We start from the raw sequence: 14546 nt of genomic DNA on the forward strand, positions 1-14546 counted from the left end.
CAATTTGCAGACAGGGTAAAAATATCCTGCTGGCAGCGCCTAACATCTGGATTTTATACGGTCAATATTTTTCTTTATGAAAGTTAGCGGCAAAGTCAGTGGTCGCATTTGCAACAGCTTATTACTATTTTCATCCATATTGGCGCAGTATGACGCTGCTTATTTTTGCTTTGCTATAGGCCGGATAAAAAATGAGGTTCTCATTTCTGTCACGGTGGATAACGCCTTGTATTATGTTTGTGCTGCTGATTTTTTGTGGACAGCAAGGGTATCTCACCTTTAAAGATTATAAAAAAGTTACGAATAAGTTGGCTAATTCTGACGAGCAGCCGCTGAAAACCTTGCGTGAGGAAAAAGTCTTTACGCTATTCACCGCGGCCGTGCGTCAGGATAACGTGCCCGCGGCGGTAAAAGCCCCGCTGGCGGCGGAAATCGAGGGCATCGTGAGCAGCGATGACGCCTGGCTCTCCTTTGCCGTCATCAAGACGCCGGGCGGCCAGAAAAGCTACCGCGAGGGCGAACCGCTCACCGGCTTTAACGACGCATTTATTCAGGAAATTAATAAAGATAATGTGGTTGTTAATTATGAAGGTGCTACGCAGGTACTGGCATTAAATAAGCCGGACTATTTCAAGGGCGGCACAGAAAGCGGCCCGGTGACCAAATCGACAAAAGATCCCGGTGCAGACAGTTTGCATCTGGATGATTATCTGGTGTTAAAGCCGTTAATAGAAAAGGGCCAGCTGGAAGGCTACAGGATCAACCCACGGAATGCCTCCTCGTTCTACAGCCAGTCTGGTCTGGAAAAAGGGGATGTGGCGGTGAAAGTCAATTCTGTCGATATGACTGATGAAGCAAAAGCGAAAAGCATTATTGCTAACTGGTCGAAAATGAAAGAGGCGGAGGTCGTGGTTCGGCGTCACGCTCACCTTGAAAATATTCGGGTCAATGTTCTAAACAATTAACAAGTGTACAGACATGAAGAAATTTCCATGGGCGTGCGTGGCGCTGACCGCATTGTCGTTATATTCCAGTTCGCTGCTTGCAGCTAACTTTAGCGCGAGTTTTAAAAATACCGATATTCGCGAGTTTATCGATACGGTAGGCCGCAATCTCAACAAAACCATTCTGGTCGATCCGTCCGTTCAGGGCACCGTCTCGGTCAGAACCTACAACGTGCTGACGGAAGATGAATATTACCAGTTCTTCCTGAGCGTGCTGGACCTGTACGGCCTGTCGGTGATCCCGATGGACAACGGCATGGTCAAAGTGGTGCGCTCCAGCGTGGCGCGTACCGCCGGTGCGCCGCTGGCGGACAGCAAAAACCCGGGCAAGGGTGACGAGATCATCACCCGCGTGGTGCGGATGGAAAACGTGCCGGTGCGCGAGCTGGCCCCGCTGCTGCGCCAGCTGAACGATGCCACCGGCATCGGTAACGTGGTGCATTTTGAGCCGTCCAACGTGATGTTGTTAACCGGTAAGGCCTCGGTGGTGAACCGTCTGGTGGATCTGGTGCAGCGCGTTGACAGAGAGGGCGTTCAGCGCCGCGAAATCGTGCCGCTGCGCTTTGCCTCTGCCAAAGATCTCTCCGACATGTTGAACAACCTCAACAATGAAGAGCAGAAGGGGCAGAACGCGCCGCAGCTCGCCACCAAAGTGGTGGCGGATGACGAAACCAACAGCCTGGTGATCAGCGGTTCGGAAGATGCGCGTACGCGCACCCGCTCCCTGATTAACCAGCTCGATCGCGAGCAGAACAACGAGGGGAATACCCGCGTCTTCTACCTCAAGTACGCCAGCGCCACCAAAGTGGTTCCGGTGCTGACCGGTATTGGCGAGCAGCTGAAAGACAAGCCGGGTACGGCCAAAGCGAAAACCGCGAGCGCCGCGACGGATCTGAATATTACCGCCGACGAGTCAACCAACTCGCTGGTGATCACCGCCCAGCCTAACGTGATGAATTCCCTGGAGAAGGTGATCGACAAGCTCGATATTCGCCGTCCGCAGGTGCTGGTAGAAGCGATCATTGCGGAAGTGCAGGACGGTAACGGCATGGATCTCGGCGTGCAGTGGACCGGCAAGCACGGCGGCGTGCAGTTCGGCGCCACCGGCTTACCGATTAGCCAGATCAAGAACGGCACCATGAAGGGGGCGAGCTTCACCGGCCTGGCGACCGGCTTCTTTAACGGCGACTTCGGCGCCCTGGTGACCGCGCTCTCCACCGACGGCAAAAACGACATCCTCTCCACGCCGAGTGTGGTCACGCTGGATAACAAAGAAGCGTCGTTTAACGTGGGTCAGGACGTGCCGGTGCTTTCCGGCTCGCAGACCACCAGCGGCGACAACGTCTTTAACTCCGTTGAGCGTAAAACGGTCGGTACCAAGCTGAAAATTGTGCCGCAGATTAACGACGGCGACATGATCCACCTGAAGATTGAGCAGGAAGTCTCCAGCGTTGACAACAGCGCGACGGAAGACGCCAGCCTCGGCCCGACCTTCAACACCCGCACCATCAATAACGAGGTGATGGTCCACAGCGGTCAGACGGTGGTGCTTGGCGGCCTGATGGAAAACGTCACCAAGCAGTCGGTCTCTAAGGTGCCGCTGCTCGGCGATATCCCGCTGGTCGGCCAGCTGTTCCGCTACACCTCGCAGGATACGTCCAAGCGCAACCTGATGGTGTTTATTCATACCACCGTCCTGCGTGACGACGACAACTACAGCGCGGCGTCGAAGGAGAAATATGACCAGATCCGGGTGCGCCAGATGCAGCGACTGGAAGAGAAAAAGCTCGGCATCATTGCGCCGAGCGACAATGCCGTCCTGCCCGCGTTTCCTGTCGACGCCAGCGCCGCGCCGGTGAAAACCAGCGCCACGCGCAATCCGTTTAAAGAATAGTGCGGAGGGGGCAATGTGGACGAACTGAGTAAAGCGCTGTGCAGCAGCAGCTACGCAAAGGATAACGGCGTTCTGTTTTATAACAACGAGGTCTTTATCCGTGAGGACACCCCGGCGTATGCACTGCTGGAGGTGCGCCGTGTACTGGGACGTGCGTTCGTTCCGGTCACCCTGACGCCGGAAGCCTTCGATGAGCTGCTGGCCAAAATCTGGCAGCAGAGCAGCGGCGTTTCGCAGCAGCTGGTGGACGATATGGACGCGGATATCGACCTGATGGCGCTAACCGAGGAGATCCCGGATAACGAAGATCTGCTCGATAACGACGAAAACTCGCCGGTGATCCGCCTGATCAACGCCATTCTCAGCGAGGCGGTGAAGGACGGCGCGTCGGATATTCATATCGAAACCTTCGAGCGCACGCTGAGCATTCGCTTCCGCGTCGACGGCGTGCTGCGCCCGGTGCTACAGCCGGCGCGCAAGCTCGCCCCGCTGCTGGTGTCGCGCATCAAGGTAATGTCGAAGCTGGACATCGCCGAGAAGCGCCTGCCGCAGGATGGCCGTATCTCCCTGCGCATCGGGCGCAAGGCGATCGACGTGCGCGTGTCGACCATTCCGTCCCAGTACGGCGAGCGCGTGGTCATGCGTCTGCTAGACAAAAGCAACCTCAAGCCCGACATCAACAAGCTTGGGCTGATTGATGAAGAGCTGGAGAAGTTAAAAGGGCTGATTGACCGCCCGCACGGCATTATCCTGGTCACCGGGCCGACAGGTTCCGGTAAAAGTACCACTCTGTACGCCATTCTTTCGGCGCTGAACGGCCATGAACGCAACATCCTGACCGTGGAAGACCCGATTGAATACGAGCTGGAAGGGGTGGGGCAGACGCAGGTGAACCCGCGCGTGGACATGACCTTTGCCCGCGGGCTGCGCGCCATTCTGCGTCAGGACCCGGACGTGGTGATGATCGGGGAAATTCGTGACGGTGAGACCGCGCAAATTGCGGTGCAGGCGTCGCTTACCGGTCACCTGGTCATGTCTACGCTGCACACCAATAGCGCCGCAGGGGCGATTACCCGCCTGCGGGATATGGGGCTGGAGTCGTTCTTAATCGGTTCATCGCTGCTCGGCGTCATTGCCCAGCGTCTGGTGCGTCGGCTGTGCACGTACTGCCGGACCACCAGTCCGCTGGACGCCAATGAAAAAGCGCTGTTCAGCTTTATGGACGCGCCGCCAAAAGCGATCTACCGCGCGGTGGGGTGTGAACACTGCCGCCAGAGCGGCTATCAGGGCCGCGCCGGTATTCATGAATTTCTGGTGGTGGACAGCACCATGCGCCGCGCCATTCATGAAGATAAGGACGAAATGTCCATCGAAACGCAGCTGTTTAAGCAGGCCTACAGCCTGCGCGAAAACGGGCTGCTGAAGGTGATTAGCGGCGTGACGTCTCTGGAAGAGGTGATGCGCGTTACCGCCGAGCGTGGGGGGGATGCGTAATGGCCTTCTACGCCTGGACGGCGACGGATGCTGCCGGAAAAACCCAGCGCGGGACGCTACAGGCCGAGGGGCAAAAGCAGGTTCGCCAGACGTTGCGCGAACAAAAGCTGATGCCCGTCAGCATCACCGAAACCCGCGAGGCGGCGGCAGCCGGAAAAGCAAAAACCGGGGCGAAGCTCTCCACGCCGGTGCTGTCGATGTTTACCCGCCAGCTCTCGACGCTGGTGAACGCCGCGCTGCCGCTGGAGAGCGCGCTGAAGGCCATCTCTAAGCAGACGGAAGACAAAAAGCTGGCGGCGATGGTGGTGGAAATTCGCGAAAAAGTGGTGGAAGGGCATACGCTGTTCGACGCCTTCAGCCAGTTTCCGCGCACCTTCGACAAGCTCTACTGCACGCTGGTGATGGCCGGTGAAAAGACCGGTCACCTGGGCGACGTGCTGGAAAAGCTGGCGGAGTACAACGAGCAGCGTCAGAAGATGAAAAGCAAGCTGACGCAGGCGATGGTCTACCCGATTACCCTCACCGTGGTCGCCATCGCGGTCATCAGCATTCTGCTGGTGGCGGTGGTGCCGCAGGTGATTGAGCAGTTTACCCACATGAAGCAGCAGCTGCCGATCACCACCCGCACGCTGATTGCGGTCAGTGATTTCCTGCAAGCCTGGGGCATCTGTATTGCCGGCAGCCTGGCGGGGGCGTTCGTCGGCTTTAAAACCTGGGTGCGAAACGTGAAAAACCGTTTTCGCTGGCACAGCTGGCTGGTGAACGGCTCGCCGATTAAAAAGCTGGTGTGCGCCATCAACAGCGCCCGCTATATCCGTACCCTGAGCATTTTGCAGGCCAGCAGCGTGCCGCTGCTGGAGGGCATGTATATCGCGATGGACGGGATTGAAAACCTCTATGCCCGGCAGGTACTGGAGCAGGCCGCCGACACCGTGCGCCAGGGGGCGTCGCTGTATGCGGCGCTGGAACAGGCGAAATTATTCCCGCCAACCATGCTGTATATGATTGCCTCCGGCGAAGAGAGCGGGGAATTAGGTAATTTAATGGATCGCGCGGCGGAAAATCAGGAATCGGCTTTACAACATCGAATTACATTAACGCTGTCGGTTTTTGAACCGGCGCTGGTGGTATCCATGGCGACGATTGTTTTATTCATCGTGCTGTCAATATTACAACCGCTTCTGCAACTTAATAATATGGTAGGTTAAATCATGGCTTTAAAACGTAAAAACCTGGCTCGCCAGGCGGGCTTCACCTTGCTCGAATTAATGGTGGTCATTGTTATTCTCGGCGTTCTGGCAAGTATGGTGGTGCCAAACTTAATGGGAAATAAAGAAAAAGCGGATGAGCAAAAGGCCACCAGCGATATTGTCGCGCTCGAAGGCTCGCTGGATATGTACAAGCTGGATAACCACCGCTACCCGACCACTGAACAGGGCTTGCAGGCGCTGGTGACCAAGCCTGAAATCGCGCCCATCCCGAACGGCTACCGCGCGGACGGCTATATCCGTCGCCTGCCGCAGGATCCGTGGGGCGGTGATTATATTCTGGTTAGCCCGGGTGAACACGGCGCGGTGGACGTTTTCTCCGCCGGTCCGGACGGCGAAGCGAATACCGCCGATGACATTACCAACTGGTCTCTGGATAAGAAAGAGAAATAATGAAAAATCAACGCGGCTTTACGTTGCTGGAAATTATTCTGGCGCTGGTGATATTTGCCAGTTGCGCCATGATGGTGGTGTCAACCATACCTTCACGCAGCGGTGCGGATATATTTGGCCAGCAATTAAAAGCCCTCGTTGATTACGGTTCAGACCGCGCGGTCATGGACGGAAATATTGTCGGGCTGGTGATGACCACGGATAAATATCAGCTGGTGACGATCGACGATAAAAATGGCGAATGTCACTGGGTGCCATTATCCGCCGGACGTATTACCACCAAAGGTCATTTCCCGGAAGAGATGCACGTCTCGCTCTCGCCGCAGCGCCTGGCCGCAACGGTGGCGTCCGAGCCGCAGGTGATCTTTTTACCGGACGGTGAAATCAGCCGCTTTACGCTGACGCTGCAAAGTTTCGACAAACAGCACCATTTCCGCGTGGTGTCGCAGGGTGCGGCACCGGTATCGGTAGAAAACGATGACTAAGGGCAACAAAAAGCAAAAGGGGATGACGCTGCTGGAGGTGATGGTTGCCCTGGTGATTTTCTCCACTGCCGCGCTGGCGTTGATGAACTCGGTCTCCCTGAACGTGCGGTTTACCCATGGTCTGGCCGACACCTTGCAGGCCAGTTGGGTAGCGGAAAACCAGCTGGCGGAAGCACAGCTTACCAAAACCGACTTCCCGGATGCCGAGCAGCAGGGGACGGAGATGATGGGCGGGCGCAGCTGGAACTGGCGCAAGCAGCGGGTGAAAACCGCCGACAACGTCTGGGCGAACGCCATTCGCGTCTATGCGGAAGGTGACGAGAGCCAGCCGGTCATCTCCCTGCACGTCATTCCGCCGGGAGAGAGCAAGTGAAAAAAACGCGACGCCAGCGCGGGTTTACCCTGCTGGAGATCATGATTGCGCTGACCATCTTCGCGGTGATCAGCACCCTGGCCTGGCAAATTCTGGACGGCGCGATGCGTACCAGCTCGGCGACGGATGCCAGCGCCGCCGGCTTCAACCAGCTTCAGCGCGCCTGGAGTCTGATGGAGCGTGATTTTTTCCAGCTCCAGGCGCGGGCCCCGCGCAATGAGCCGGAGCTGTTTCGTCAGGAGGGCGATGCCCTTGAGCTGACCACCCTGAACGGCGTGAGCGGAACAGTCCAGCTGGAGCGCGTCCGCTGGCGGCTGGAGGAGGGGCGTCTGTATCGCGACGTCTGGCCGGTGATTGACGGTCCGGCAGACGTGAAGCCCGACGACGTGCCGATTGTCACCGGGGTGAAAACGTTACGGTGGCAGTTTTATCGTCAGGGCTGGATGAAGTCCTGGCCCGACGCCGCCCATCTGCCGGACGGCGTGGAGGCGACGCTGACGATGGATAACGGGGAGACCTGGCGCTGGGTGTTTACCACGCCGGGCGATATGCCGGAGGTGGCCGCTGCCGAGGGGCCTGAGAAGGCCGCCGACGCGCCGGCGGCGACCCCGGATGCCGCCCCTTTGCCGGAGGCCAAACCATGAGCCGGATCCGTCAACAAAAGGGCGTTGCCCTGCTGGTGGTGCTGATTTTACTGGTGATGATGTCCGCCCTGGCCGCCAAAATCAGCCAGCAGTTCTGCCGAAATTTGCAGAAAACACATTATCAGGTAAGCCAGCAGCAGCTGCGCTGGGCGATGCAGGCCCAGGAAAAAGTGGTGAAGGACCGGTTGCAGACTGACGCCAGCGGCGAAAGCAAGCCGCTGTCGCTGGACGGCGACTGGCATCAGCCGCTGGAGACCAGGGGTGAAGACTACACGGTCGTGAGCCAGGTGGAAGATGCCCAGGTCTGCCTTAACGTCAATAACCTGTTGACCGCCGACGTCGCGCCCCAGGCGCAAAATGCGCCCGCCGTGGTGGAAAAACCGCGTAAAGAGCAGAGTGTCGAACAGCTGCTGACGGAGAGCGGCCTCAGCCAGAGCACGGCGGAGGAGGTCTATTTCCAGCTGGTGGATTATCTCGATGGTGACAGCACAACGGCGAAAGAGGGCGCCGAAAGCGACGCGTGGGCTGGCGTCGTGCCCGCGCGGCAACCGGCAAACCAGATGATGCGCAGCATCGCGGAAATCAAGCTGCTGCCGGCGTTTCCTGCTTCGGCCTACCCGAAGGTCAGCAAGCTGCTGTGCGCGCTGCCGGACGCCGCCAGCAAGATTGACGTGAACACCCTGCAACCGGAACAGGCCGCCGTGCTGGCGGCCATGTTCCCCGGAAAACTCACGCAGGATGACGCCGTTCGCCTGCTGGATTCGCGGCCTGAATCGGGCTGGGAAAATATGGAAGCGTTCAGCAAAGCGCTGGAGCAGACCTTCCCGCAGGTCAAAGACGATCTCCCGCAGGTGGCCGATCGCTTTTCTGTAAACAGCCGGTACTTCCGCGTGAACTACAGCGGCAATACCGATGAATTAACGCTTCGCGTGGTCAGCCAGCTTCAGATTAATAACGAAGCCGGCGAGATCGTGACGTGGCAGCGCCGTTACCGAATGATTGAATAAGAAAAGTAGAACGTTATGAAACAGGTACTTTTTGTTCGTCCCGACAGCCGCGAGGGCGGGAAAATAATGGGGTGTGTCTCCGGCAGCCAGCAGGTAGAGACGCTGGAGAGCCTGGACGCGCTGGCGGACCATCCGCTGGCGGCCCGTGTTTGTCTGCTGCTGCCCGCCAGCAGCATGATCTTCCGCCATTTTACGCTGCCGAAGAAAGTCGCCTCTCAGGCGACGGCGTTCTCCTGGATGGCGGAAGAGACGCTGATTGGCGACGTGGATAATCTCCACTGGACGGTGCTGAACAAAAAAGGCGCCGAGGTGGATGCGGTGGCGATAGACGCCGACAATCTGCGCGGGTGGTTAAGCCGCTGTCAGGAGGCGGGGTTAAAGGTGATCCAGGTGCTGCCGGATGCCTGGCTGCTGCCCGTGACGGCTGGCGGAAGTACCCTTGTCGCCCAGGACGACGGCTACTGGCTACGTTTATCACCGCATGTTGCCAGCGAAATGGAGGCGAGCCTGCTGCCGCTTCTGATGCATAAGGCCGGAGAGGGGGAGGTGTGCTGTTACGGCGACGCGCCTGCAAACGTCACCGTTGACGTGCAGCATGCCTGGCAGCATCCGCTGGTGCTGATCCAGCCGCAGTGGCAAGCCTGTCGCGTGAATCTGCTTCACGGTGAATTCAGCCTTAAGGCCGGTAACGGGCGCGTCGCAAAACGTATGAAAGCCGCAGCGGTGGCGGCGGGCCTGCTGTCCGTTGGCCTGCTGCTGGGGCCGCGCATTGCGATGGCCTGGATGCTGGTGCAGCAGGAAAACCAGATACAGGAGGAGATCCTCCAGGTGTACCAGCACCATTTCCCCAGCATGCGTCACCAGACCAACATCAAATATCACTTTGGTCAGAACGTCAAAAAACAGAGCAAGGGGATCTTCCTTCAGCTGGACGAGCTGGCCGCCGCCCGGCAGTCAGTCCCTGCGATGGAAATCGACCTGCTGGAATACGATGCGCAGCAAAACACGCTAACGCTTAGCGTCAGCGCGCAAAACCAGCCCGCGTTGCAGGCGTTTGTTAATCAGACCCGTGAGAATTTCGATTTTACCTTACAGCCTGTTTCAACCACCGAACCGTATACCGCCATGATCGCAGGGAAACATAAATGAAAGAGCGAATCGCGCAGCTGAAATCACGCTATCAGAATTACAGCGCCCGGGAGAAAGTTATTTTAAAACTCTGCATCGTCGCCCTGCTTGGGGCTGCGGTGTATTACGCAGGAGTCATCCCTTTGGATAATATGATTCAAAATAGTAAATCGACGCTTAAACGACAAAAAGAGACGCTAAACTGGATGCGCAGTGAAATTAATAAAAATCATCTTCAGGTCCAGTTAGTCAAAACGGATAATCCACGTACGGTGGTTGAGAAAAGCGCCCATGAAATTAACCTTTCACTGACGGACGTGCGTCAGGAGGGACAAACGTTATCGTTCGTGGTGAGTCGGGTAAATGTGTATGAATTAAAAAACTGGCTGCGCGAAATTAATCAGACCTCCGGCGTCAGGTTGCAAAAAATAAACCTCACGCCGGTTGACCACCTCAGCGATGTGAAAGCGCAGGTGCAGCTTACCTGGGCAAAAAACGCATGAATACCGTCTCGCTGATCCGGGAAGCCTGTCCGGTTAGTTTCGCGATGATGAGTGCGATCCTGGGCGGGATTATGGGCAGTTTTCTGGGCGTTGTGGCCGAGCGCCTGCCGGGGATGATGATGGACGAGGAGGGGAGCGGCAATCTGCTCTTTCCTGCCTCGCACTGCCCGGTGTGCCAGCACACGCTGGCCGCATGGGAAAATATTCCTCTGGTCAGCTGGCTATTATTACGGGGGCGCTGCCACCAGTGCAGCACGGCCATCCCGCTGCGGTTATTTTTGGTCGAATTGTTCTCCGCGCTGTTTTTTGGCGTCACGGCCTGGTGCATGCCGGACGTTCAGGCGCTGTTTTCCCTTTGGTTACTGGCGCTCTTTTTACTGCCACTGGCGATGATCGACTGGCAGCACCAGCTTCTTCCGGACTGTCTGACCCAGCCGCTGCTGTGGGCAGGTCTCTTGCTCCATGCGTTTGACCACAGATTGCCGTTGCACGACGCGCTGTTCGGCGCGGTAGCGGGCTATCTGTCGCTCTGGCTGCTCTACTGGGCCTTTCGTTTGGTCACGGGGCGGGAAGGCCTGGGCTACGGCGATTTTAAACTACTGGCGGCGCTGGGCGCCTGGTGTGGCTGGCAGGCGCTGCCCACCATTGAGCTGGCGGCAGCGTTAAGCGGTATTGTCGGTTATTTCATCCTGAATAATGTAAATAAAAATAACCTCACTATTTCTTTCGGACCGTATCTCGCCTTTGCTGGAATAATTGTGTTTATCAGCCAGCAACTGGTTTCCACATTTTAAATATAGCGGTCAAGTTATTTTATAAATTTTTTTGACGGTGGAAGAGAAGGACGTCTCTTTACGCCCGGTGTATCGTAAGGGATATAAGCTAGACGGAATTCAGGCTTGTATCTTTTTATGGAGGAATACAACGCAGTAAAAAGCTTTTTTTCACGGCATTCAGGTTGGTTAAATACGCATTATGCGAAGCGCATCCATGATCTCACGGAAGACATGGATTATTAACGTTACGAATAAATTTATCAGGAAATAAAAATGAAATTTATGAAGCCTAAATATCTGGCGCTTTTTGTTGCAGCCGCAACGAGCTCGGTATTTGCAGCGGCACCGGGTACACCGTCAATTACATCAGGCAACGATAAGTTTGCGCTGGTAGAGGTGGATCAGGCGGCACAGGACTACAACAACCTCATCAAAGTGCACAAAGATGGCGTTGACGTGAAGGTTGAGTGGAACGTGTGGAGCGGCGACGCCCCTACGTCGGCAAAAGTGCTGCTGGACGGCCAGACCGTCTGGACCGGAGCGGGCAGCACCGCCGGCTCTGCGACGTTCAAAGTGAAAAAAGGCGGACGCTATCAGGAACAGGTCGAGCTGTGTAATGACAGCGGCTGCACCAAAAGCGCCAGCAAGCTGATCATCGTGGCGGACACCGACGGTAGCCACCTGCTGCCGCTCAACACCCCGCTGCTGGAAAACAACAAAGCGTTCGCGCAGCACACCGATAAAGTGGTTGGCGCTTACTTCCCCGAGTGGGGCGTGTACGACCGTAACTTCTCTGCGGACAAAATTCCGGCGGCGAACATCAACCACCTGCTGTACGGCTTCATTCCAATCTGCGGCGGCGACGGCATTAACGACAGCGCCAAATCCTCCGGCGCGCTGGAATCTCTGAAGCGCGCCTGCCAGGGCCGTCAGGACTACACCGTGGCGATCCACGATCCGTGGGCGGCGTTGCAGAAACCTCAGCAGGGCGTGACCGGCTGGGATGAACCGTACAAAGGCAACTACGGTCAGCTGATGGCGATGAAAAAAGCCCATCCGGACCTGAAAATTCTGCCATCCGTTGGCGGCTGGACCCTGTCCGACCCGTTCTATCAGATGGATAACAAAGTGCTGCGCGACCGCTTCGTTGCGTCCGTGAAAGACTTCCTGACCACCTGGAAAGTGTTCGACGGCGTGGATATCGACTGGGAATTCCCGGGCGGCGGCGGTGAAAACGCCAAGCTGGGTAACCCGCAGACCGATAAAGCGACTTACACCGCGCTGATGCACGACCTGCGCCAGATGCTGAACGAGCTGTCTGCGGAAACTGGCCGTACCTACGAGCTGACCACCGCTATCGGTGCAGGCAAAGATAAGATCGAAGACGTGGACTACAACACCGCGCAGCAGTACATCGACCACATCTTCCTGATGAGCTACGACTTCTACGGCGCGTGGAGCAATACCGACCTCGGCCACCAGACCGCGCTGTACGGTGCGTCCTGGAAACCAGACACCAACTACACCACCGATAACGCGGTGAAAGCGATGCTCGAGCAGGGCGTACAGCCAGGCAAGATCGTGGTTGGCGCAGGCATGTACGGGCGCGGCTGGACCGGCGTTCACGGCTACACCGGCGACAATCCGTTCACCGGCACCGCCACCGGCCCGGTCAAGGGCACGTGGGAAAACGGCATCGTTGACTACCGTCAGATTGTGAACCAGATGCTGGGCAAACCGGGCTGGGAGTACAAATACGACGAAGCGGCAGAAGCGCCGTACGTGTTCAACAAGTCTACTGGCGAGCTGGTGACCTACGATAACGCCCGTTCCGTGAACGCGAAGGGCAAATACGTACTGAACAAAAACCTGGGCGGCCTGTTCGCGTGGTCTATCGAATCCGATAACGGCGACATCCTTAACGCCATGAACGAAAGCCTGCTGGGCGGCAGTTCAACGCCTGTTGAGCCGGTTGTAACCAACCATGCGCCGGTCGCGTCTGCTACCGACATGACGGTAACGGGCCCGGCGACGGTCACGCTCGACGGCTCCGCCTCCAGCGACCAGGACGGCGATGCGCTGACCTACAAATGGACGCAGGTTTCCGGCGCCACCGTGACCCTGGCGAACAGCACCAAAGCGAAAGCCAGCTTCAGCGTACCGGCTGTGACCAGCGATCAGAACCTGGTGTTCCGCCTGACCGTGACCGACGCGAAAGGCCTGAGCAACGCGATCGACGTGCAGGTCGTGAACAAAGCGCCGAAAGCGAACCAGGCGCCGGTGATCAATGCCATGGACGCCGTTACCGTTGAGTCCGGTGAAGCGATTTCTCTGCATGCACAGGCGACCGATCCAGACGGCGACGCGCTGACCTACAGCTGGAGCGTACCGGCAGACATGAACGCAACGGGGACAAATACCGCCAACGTTCGCATTACTGCGCCAGAGGTCAACAACACCTCTTCCTACACCCTGAGCGTTGTGGTCACCGACGGCAAAACCAGCGTGCAGTCTAACGTGCAGGTAACGGTGAACCCGAAAGCGGCCCCGGCCCCGGCGCCTGTGGACGAAGACACCACCCCGGCCGACGAAGGTAACGTGCCGTCTGACGAAGGGAATACCCCGTCTGACGAAGGCACTACCCCGGCGGATCAGGGTACGGCAACCGGCAGCTGTGATGCGCCAGTTGATCCGGCAGCCAGCCAGCATGCGGTTTGGGAATCCAGCAAGGTCTACAACGGTGGCGACATCGTGAGCTTCGACAACCTGGTGTGGAAAGCGAAGTACTGGACTCAGGGCAACCAGCCTGGCTTCGGCGCAGAAGCGTGGGAGCTGGTGAGCCAGGTGAAATTCAACTGGCGTTCCGATGTGGTCTATAACGGCGGCGAAACCACCACGTACGAGGGCAATGTTTATCGTGCGAAATGGTGGACCCGCGGTGATAACCCTGCGAACAGCGATGTATGGGTGAAAGAAGGCGCAGCACCAGACTGCAAATAATCTGACCCGATAAACGCTCACCGCGCCCGTCACGGTGCGGTGAGCGATTTAAATTCATTTTACAGGATGTGGGTAAGGAGAAATAACCGATACTGTCAGCAGGTAAAAATGAAAAAGCTCATTTTGTTATTGTTAATAATAAGCCAAAGCGCACTGGCGAACTGTTGGGATAAAGCGGCGCATTATTATCATGTCGATCCTTATTTATTGTATGCCATCGCCAATGTGGAATCTGGAATGAATCCGTATGCGGTTGGACAAAACCGCGACGGCACGCGTGATGTTGGACTGATGCAAATTAACAGCACGCATTTTACCGCGCTGGAAAGCCGGGGCATCGATGAATATCGCTTAATGACGGAGCCGTGTACGTCCATCATGGTGGGCGCCTCGATTCTCTCCGGCATGATTAAAGTGTATGGCTATAACTGGGAGGCCGTAGGCGCCTATAACGCCGGGTTAAAAAAAGAGAATTATCCGCAGCGCATGAAATATGCCCATAAGGTCTGGGCGAAATACCAGCAACTGAAATTAGCGGCCCGGTATTAACGTTTTTTATTTTTGAAGAATTCCTGAA

14 protein-coding genes are annotated in these 14546 nt (G+C 56.9%); all 14 read left to right on the forward strand.

The window, feature by feature from the left end:
- Nucleotides 1-233 precede the first annotated feature (233 nt).
- Nucleotides 234-965, forward strand: coding sequence for a type II secretion system protein GspC (gspC, locus tag E0L16_RS19070; RefSeq protein WP_102749612.1), 732 nt, complete (start codon nt 234-236; stop codon nt 963-965).
- 13 nt (nt 966-978) lie between these two features.
- Nucleotides 979-2898 carry a type II secretion system secretin GspD gene (gspD, locus tag E0L16_RS19075; RefSeq protein WP_131637845.1) on the forward strand — a complete coding sequence of 640 codons (1920 nt, stop codon included), beginning with the start codon at nt 979-981 and terminating at the stop codon, nt 2896-2898.
- Nucleotides 2899-2913: 15 nt separating this feature from the next.
- Nucleotides 2914-4392 carry a type II secretion system ATPase GspE gene (gene gspE, locus E0L16_RS19080; protein WP_131637847.1) on the forward strand — a complete coding sequence of 493 codons (1479 nt, stop codon included), beginning with the start codon at nt 2914-2916 and terminating at the stop codon, nt 4390-4392.
- Nucleotides 4392-5600 (forward strand): type II secretion system inner membrane protein GspF, encoded by a 1209-nt coding sequence (gene gspF, locus E0L16_RS19085; protein WP_107535025.1) that lies wholly within the window; start codon nt 4392-4394, stop codon nt 5598-5600. Before gspE ends, gspF begins: the two co-directional genes overlap by 1 nt.
- Nucleotides 5601-5603: 3 nt before the next feature.
- Nucleotides 5604-6053, forward strand: coding sequence for a type II secretion system major pseudopilin GspG (gene gspG, locus E0L16_RS19090; RefSeq protein WP_006809430.1), 450 nt, complete (start codon nt 5604-5606; stop codon nt 6051-6053).
- Nucleotides 6053-6538 carry a type II secretion system minor pseudopilin GspH gene (gspH, locus tag E0L16_RS19095; protein ID WP_131637849.1) on the forward strand — a complete coding sequence of 162 codons (486 nt, stop codon included), beginning with the start codon at nt 6053-6055 and terminating at the stop codon, nt 6536-6538. The genes gspG and gspH overlap by 1 nt, the downstream gene beginning before the upstream one ends.
- Complete coding sequence (gspI, locus tag E0L16_RS19100) at nt 6531-6911, forward strand: type II secretion system minor pseudopilin GspI (protein WP_063866244.1); 381 nt, start codon at nt 6531-6533, stop codon at nt 6909-6911. Before gspH ends, gspI begins: the two co-directional genes overlap by 8 nt.
- Nucleotides 6908-7555: a type II secretion system minor pseudopilin GspJ gene (gspJ, locus tag E0L16_RS19105; RefSeq protein ID WP_131637850.1), complete on the forward strand. Its 648-nt coding sequence runs from the start codon at nt 6908-6910 to the stop codon at nt 7553-7555. Before gspI ends, gspJ begins: the two co-directional genes overlap by 4 nt.
- Entirely contained in the window at nt 7552-8562 is a 1011-nt protein-coding gene (gene gspK / locus E0L16_RS19110; RefSeq protein ID WP_131637852.1) for a type II secretion system minor pseudopilin GspK, read from the forward strand. Before gspJ ends, gspK begins: the two co-directional genes overlap by 4 nt.
- A gap of 15 nt (nt 8563-8577) precedes the next feature.
- A complete protein-coding gene (gspL, locus tag E0L16_RS19115; RefSeq protein WP_131637854.1) occupies nt 8578-9711 on the forward strand; it encodes a type II secretion system protein GspL in 1134 nt (377 codons plus the stop codon).
- On the forward strand, nt 9708-10193 hold the full coding sequence (gene gspM / locus E0L16_RS19120; protein WP_063866249.1) for a type II secretion system protein GspM: 486 nt from the start codon (nt 9708-9710) through the stop codon (nt 10191-10193). The genes gspL and gspM overlap by 4 nt, the downstream gene beginning before the upstream one ends.
- On the forward strand, nt 10190-10987 hold the full coding sequence (locus E0L16_RS19125; RefSeq protein WP_131637856.1) for a prepilin peptidase: 798 nt from the start codon (nt 10190-10192) through the stop codon (nt 10985-10987). The genes gspM and E0L16_RS19125 overlap by 4 nt, the downstream gene beginning before the upstream one ends.
- A 255-nt stretch (nt 10988-11242) precedes the next feature.
- Complete coding sequence (locus tag E0L16_RS19130; protein WP_131637858.1) at nt 11243-13969, forward strand: glycosyl hydrolase family 18 protein; 2727 nt, start codon at nt 11243-11245, stop codon at nt 13967-13969.
- Nucleotides 13970-14077: 108 nt separating this feature from the next.
- Nucleotides 14078-14518 carry a type III secretion system invasion protein IagB gene (gene iagB / locus E0L16_RS19135; protein ID WP_063449202.1) on the forward strand — a complete coding sequence of 147 codons (441 nt, stop codon included), beginning with the start codon at nt 14078-14080 and terminating at the stop codon, nt 14516-14518.
- Nucleotides 14519-14546 lie beyond the last annotated feature (28 nt).

Origin of the sequence: Enterobacter quasihormaechei (assembly GCF_004331385.1) — a bacterium.
Classification (GTDB): Bacteria; Pseudomonadota; Gammaproteobacteria; order Enterobacterales; family Enterobacteriaceae; genus Enterobacter; species Enterobacter quasihormaechei.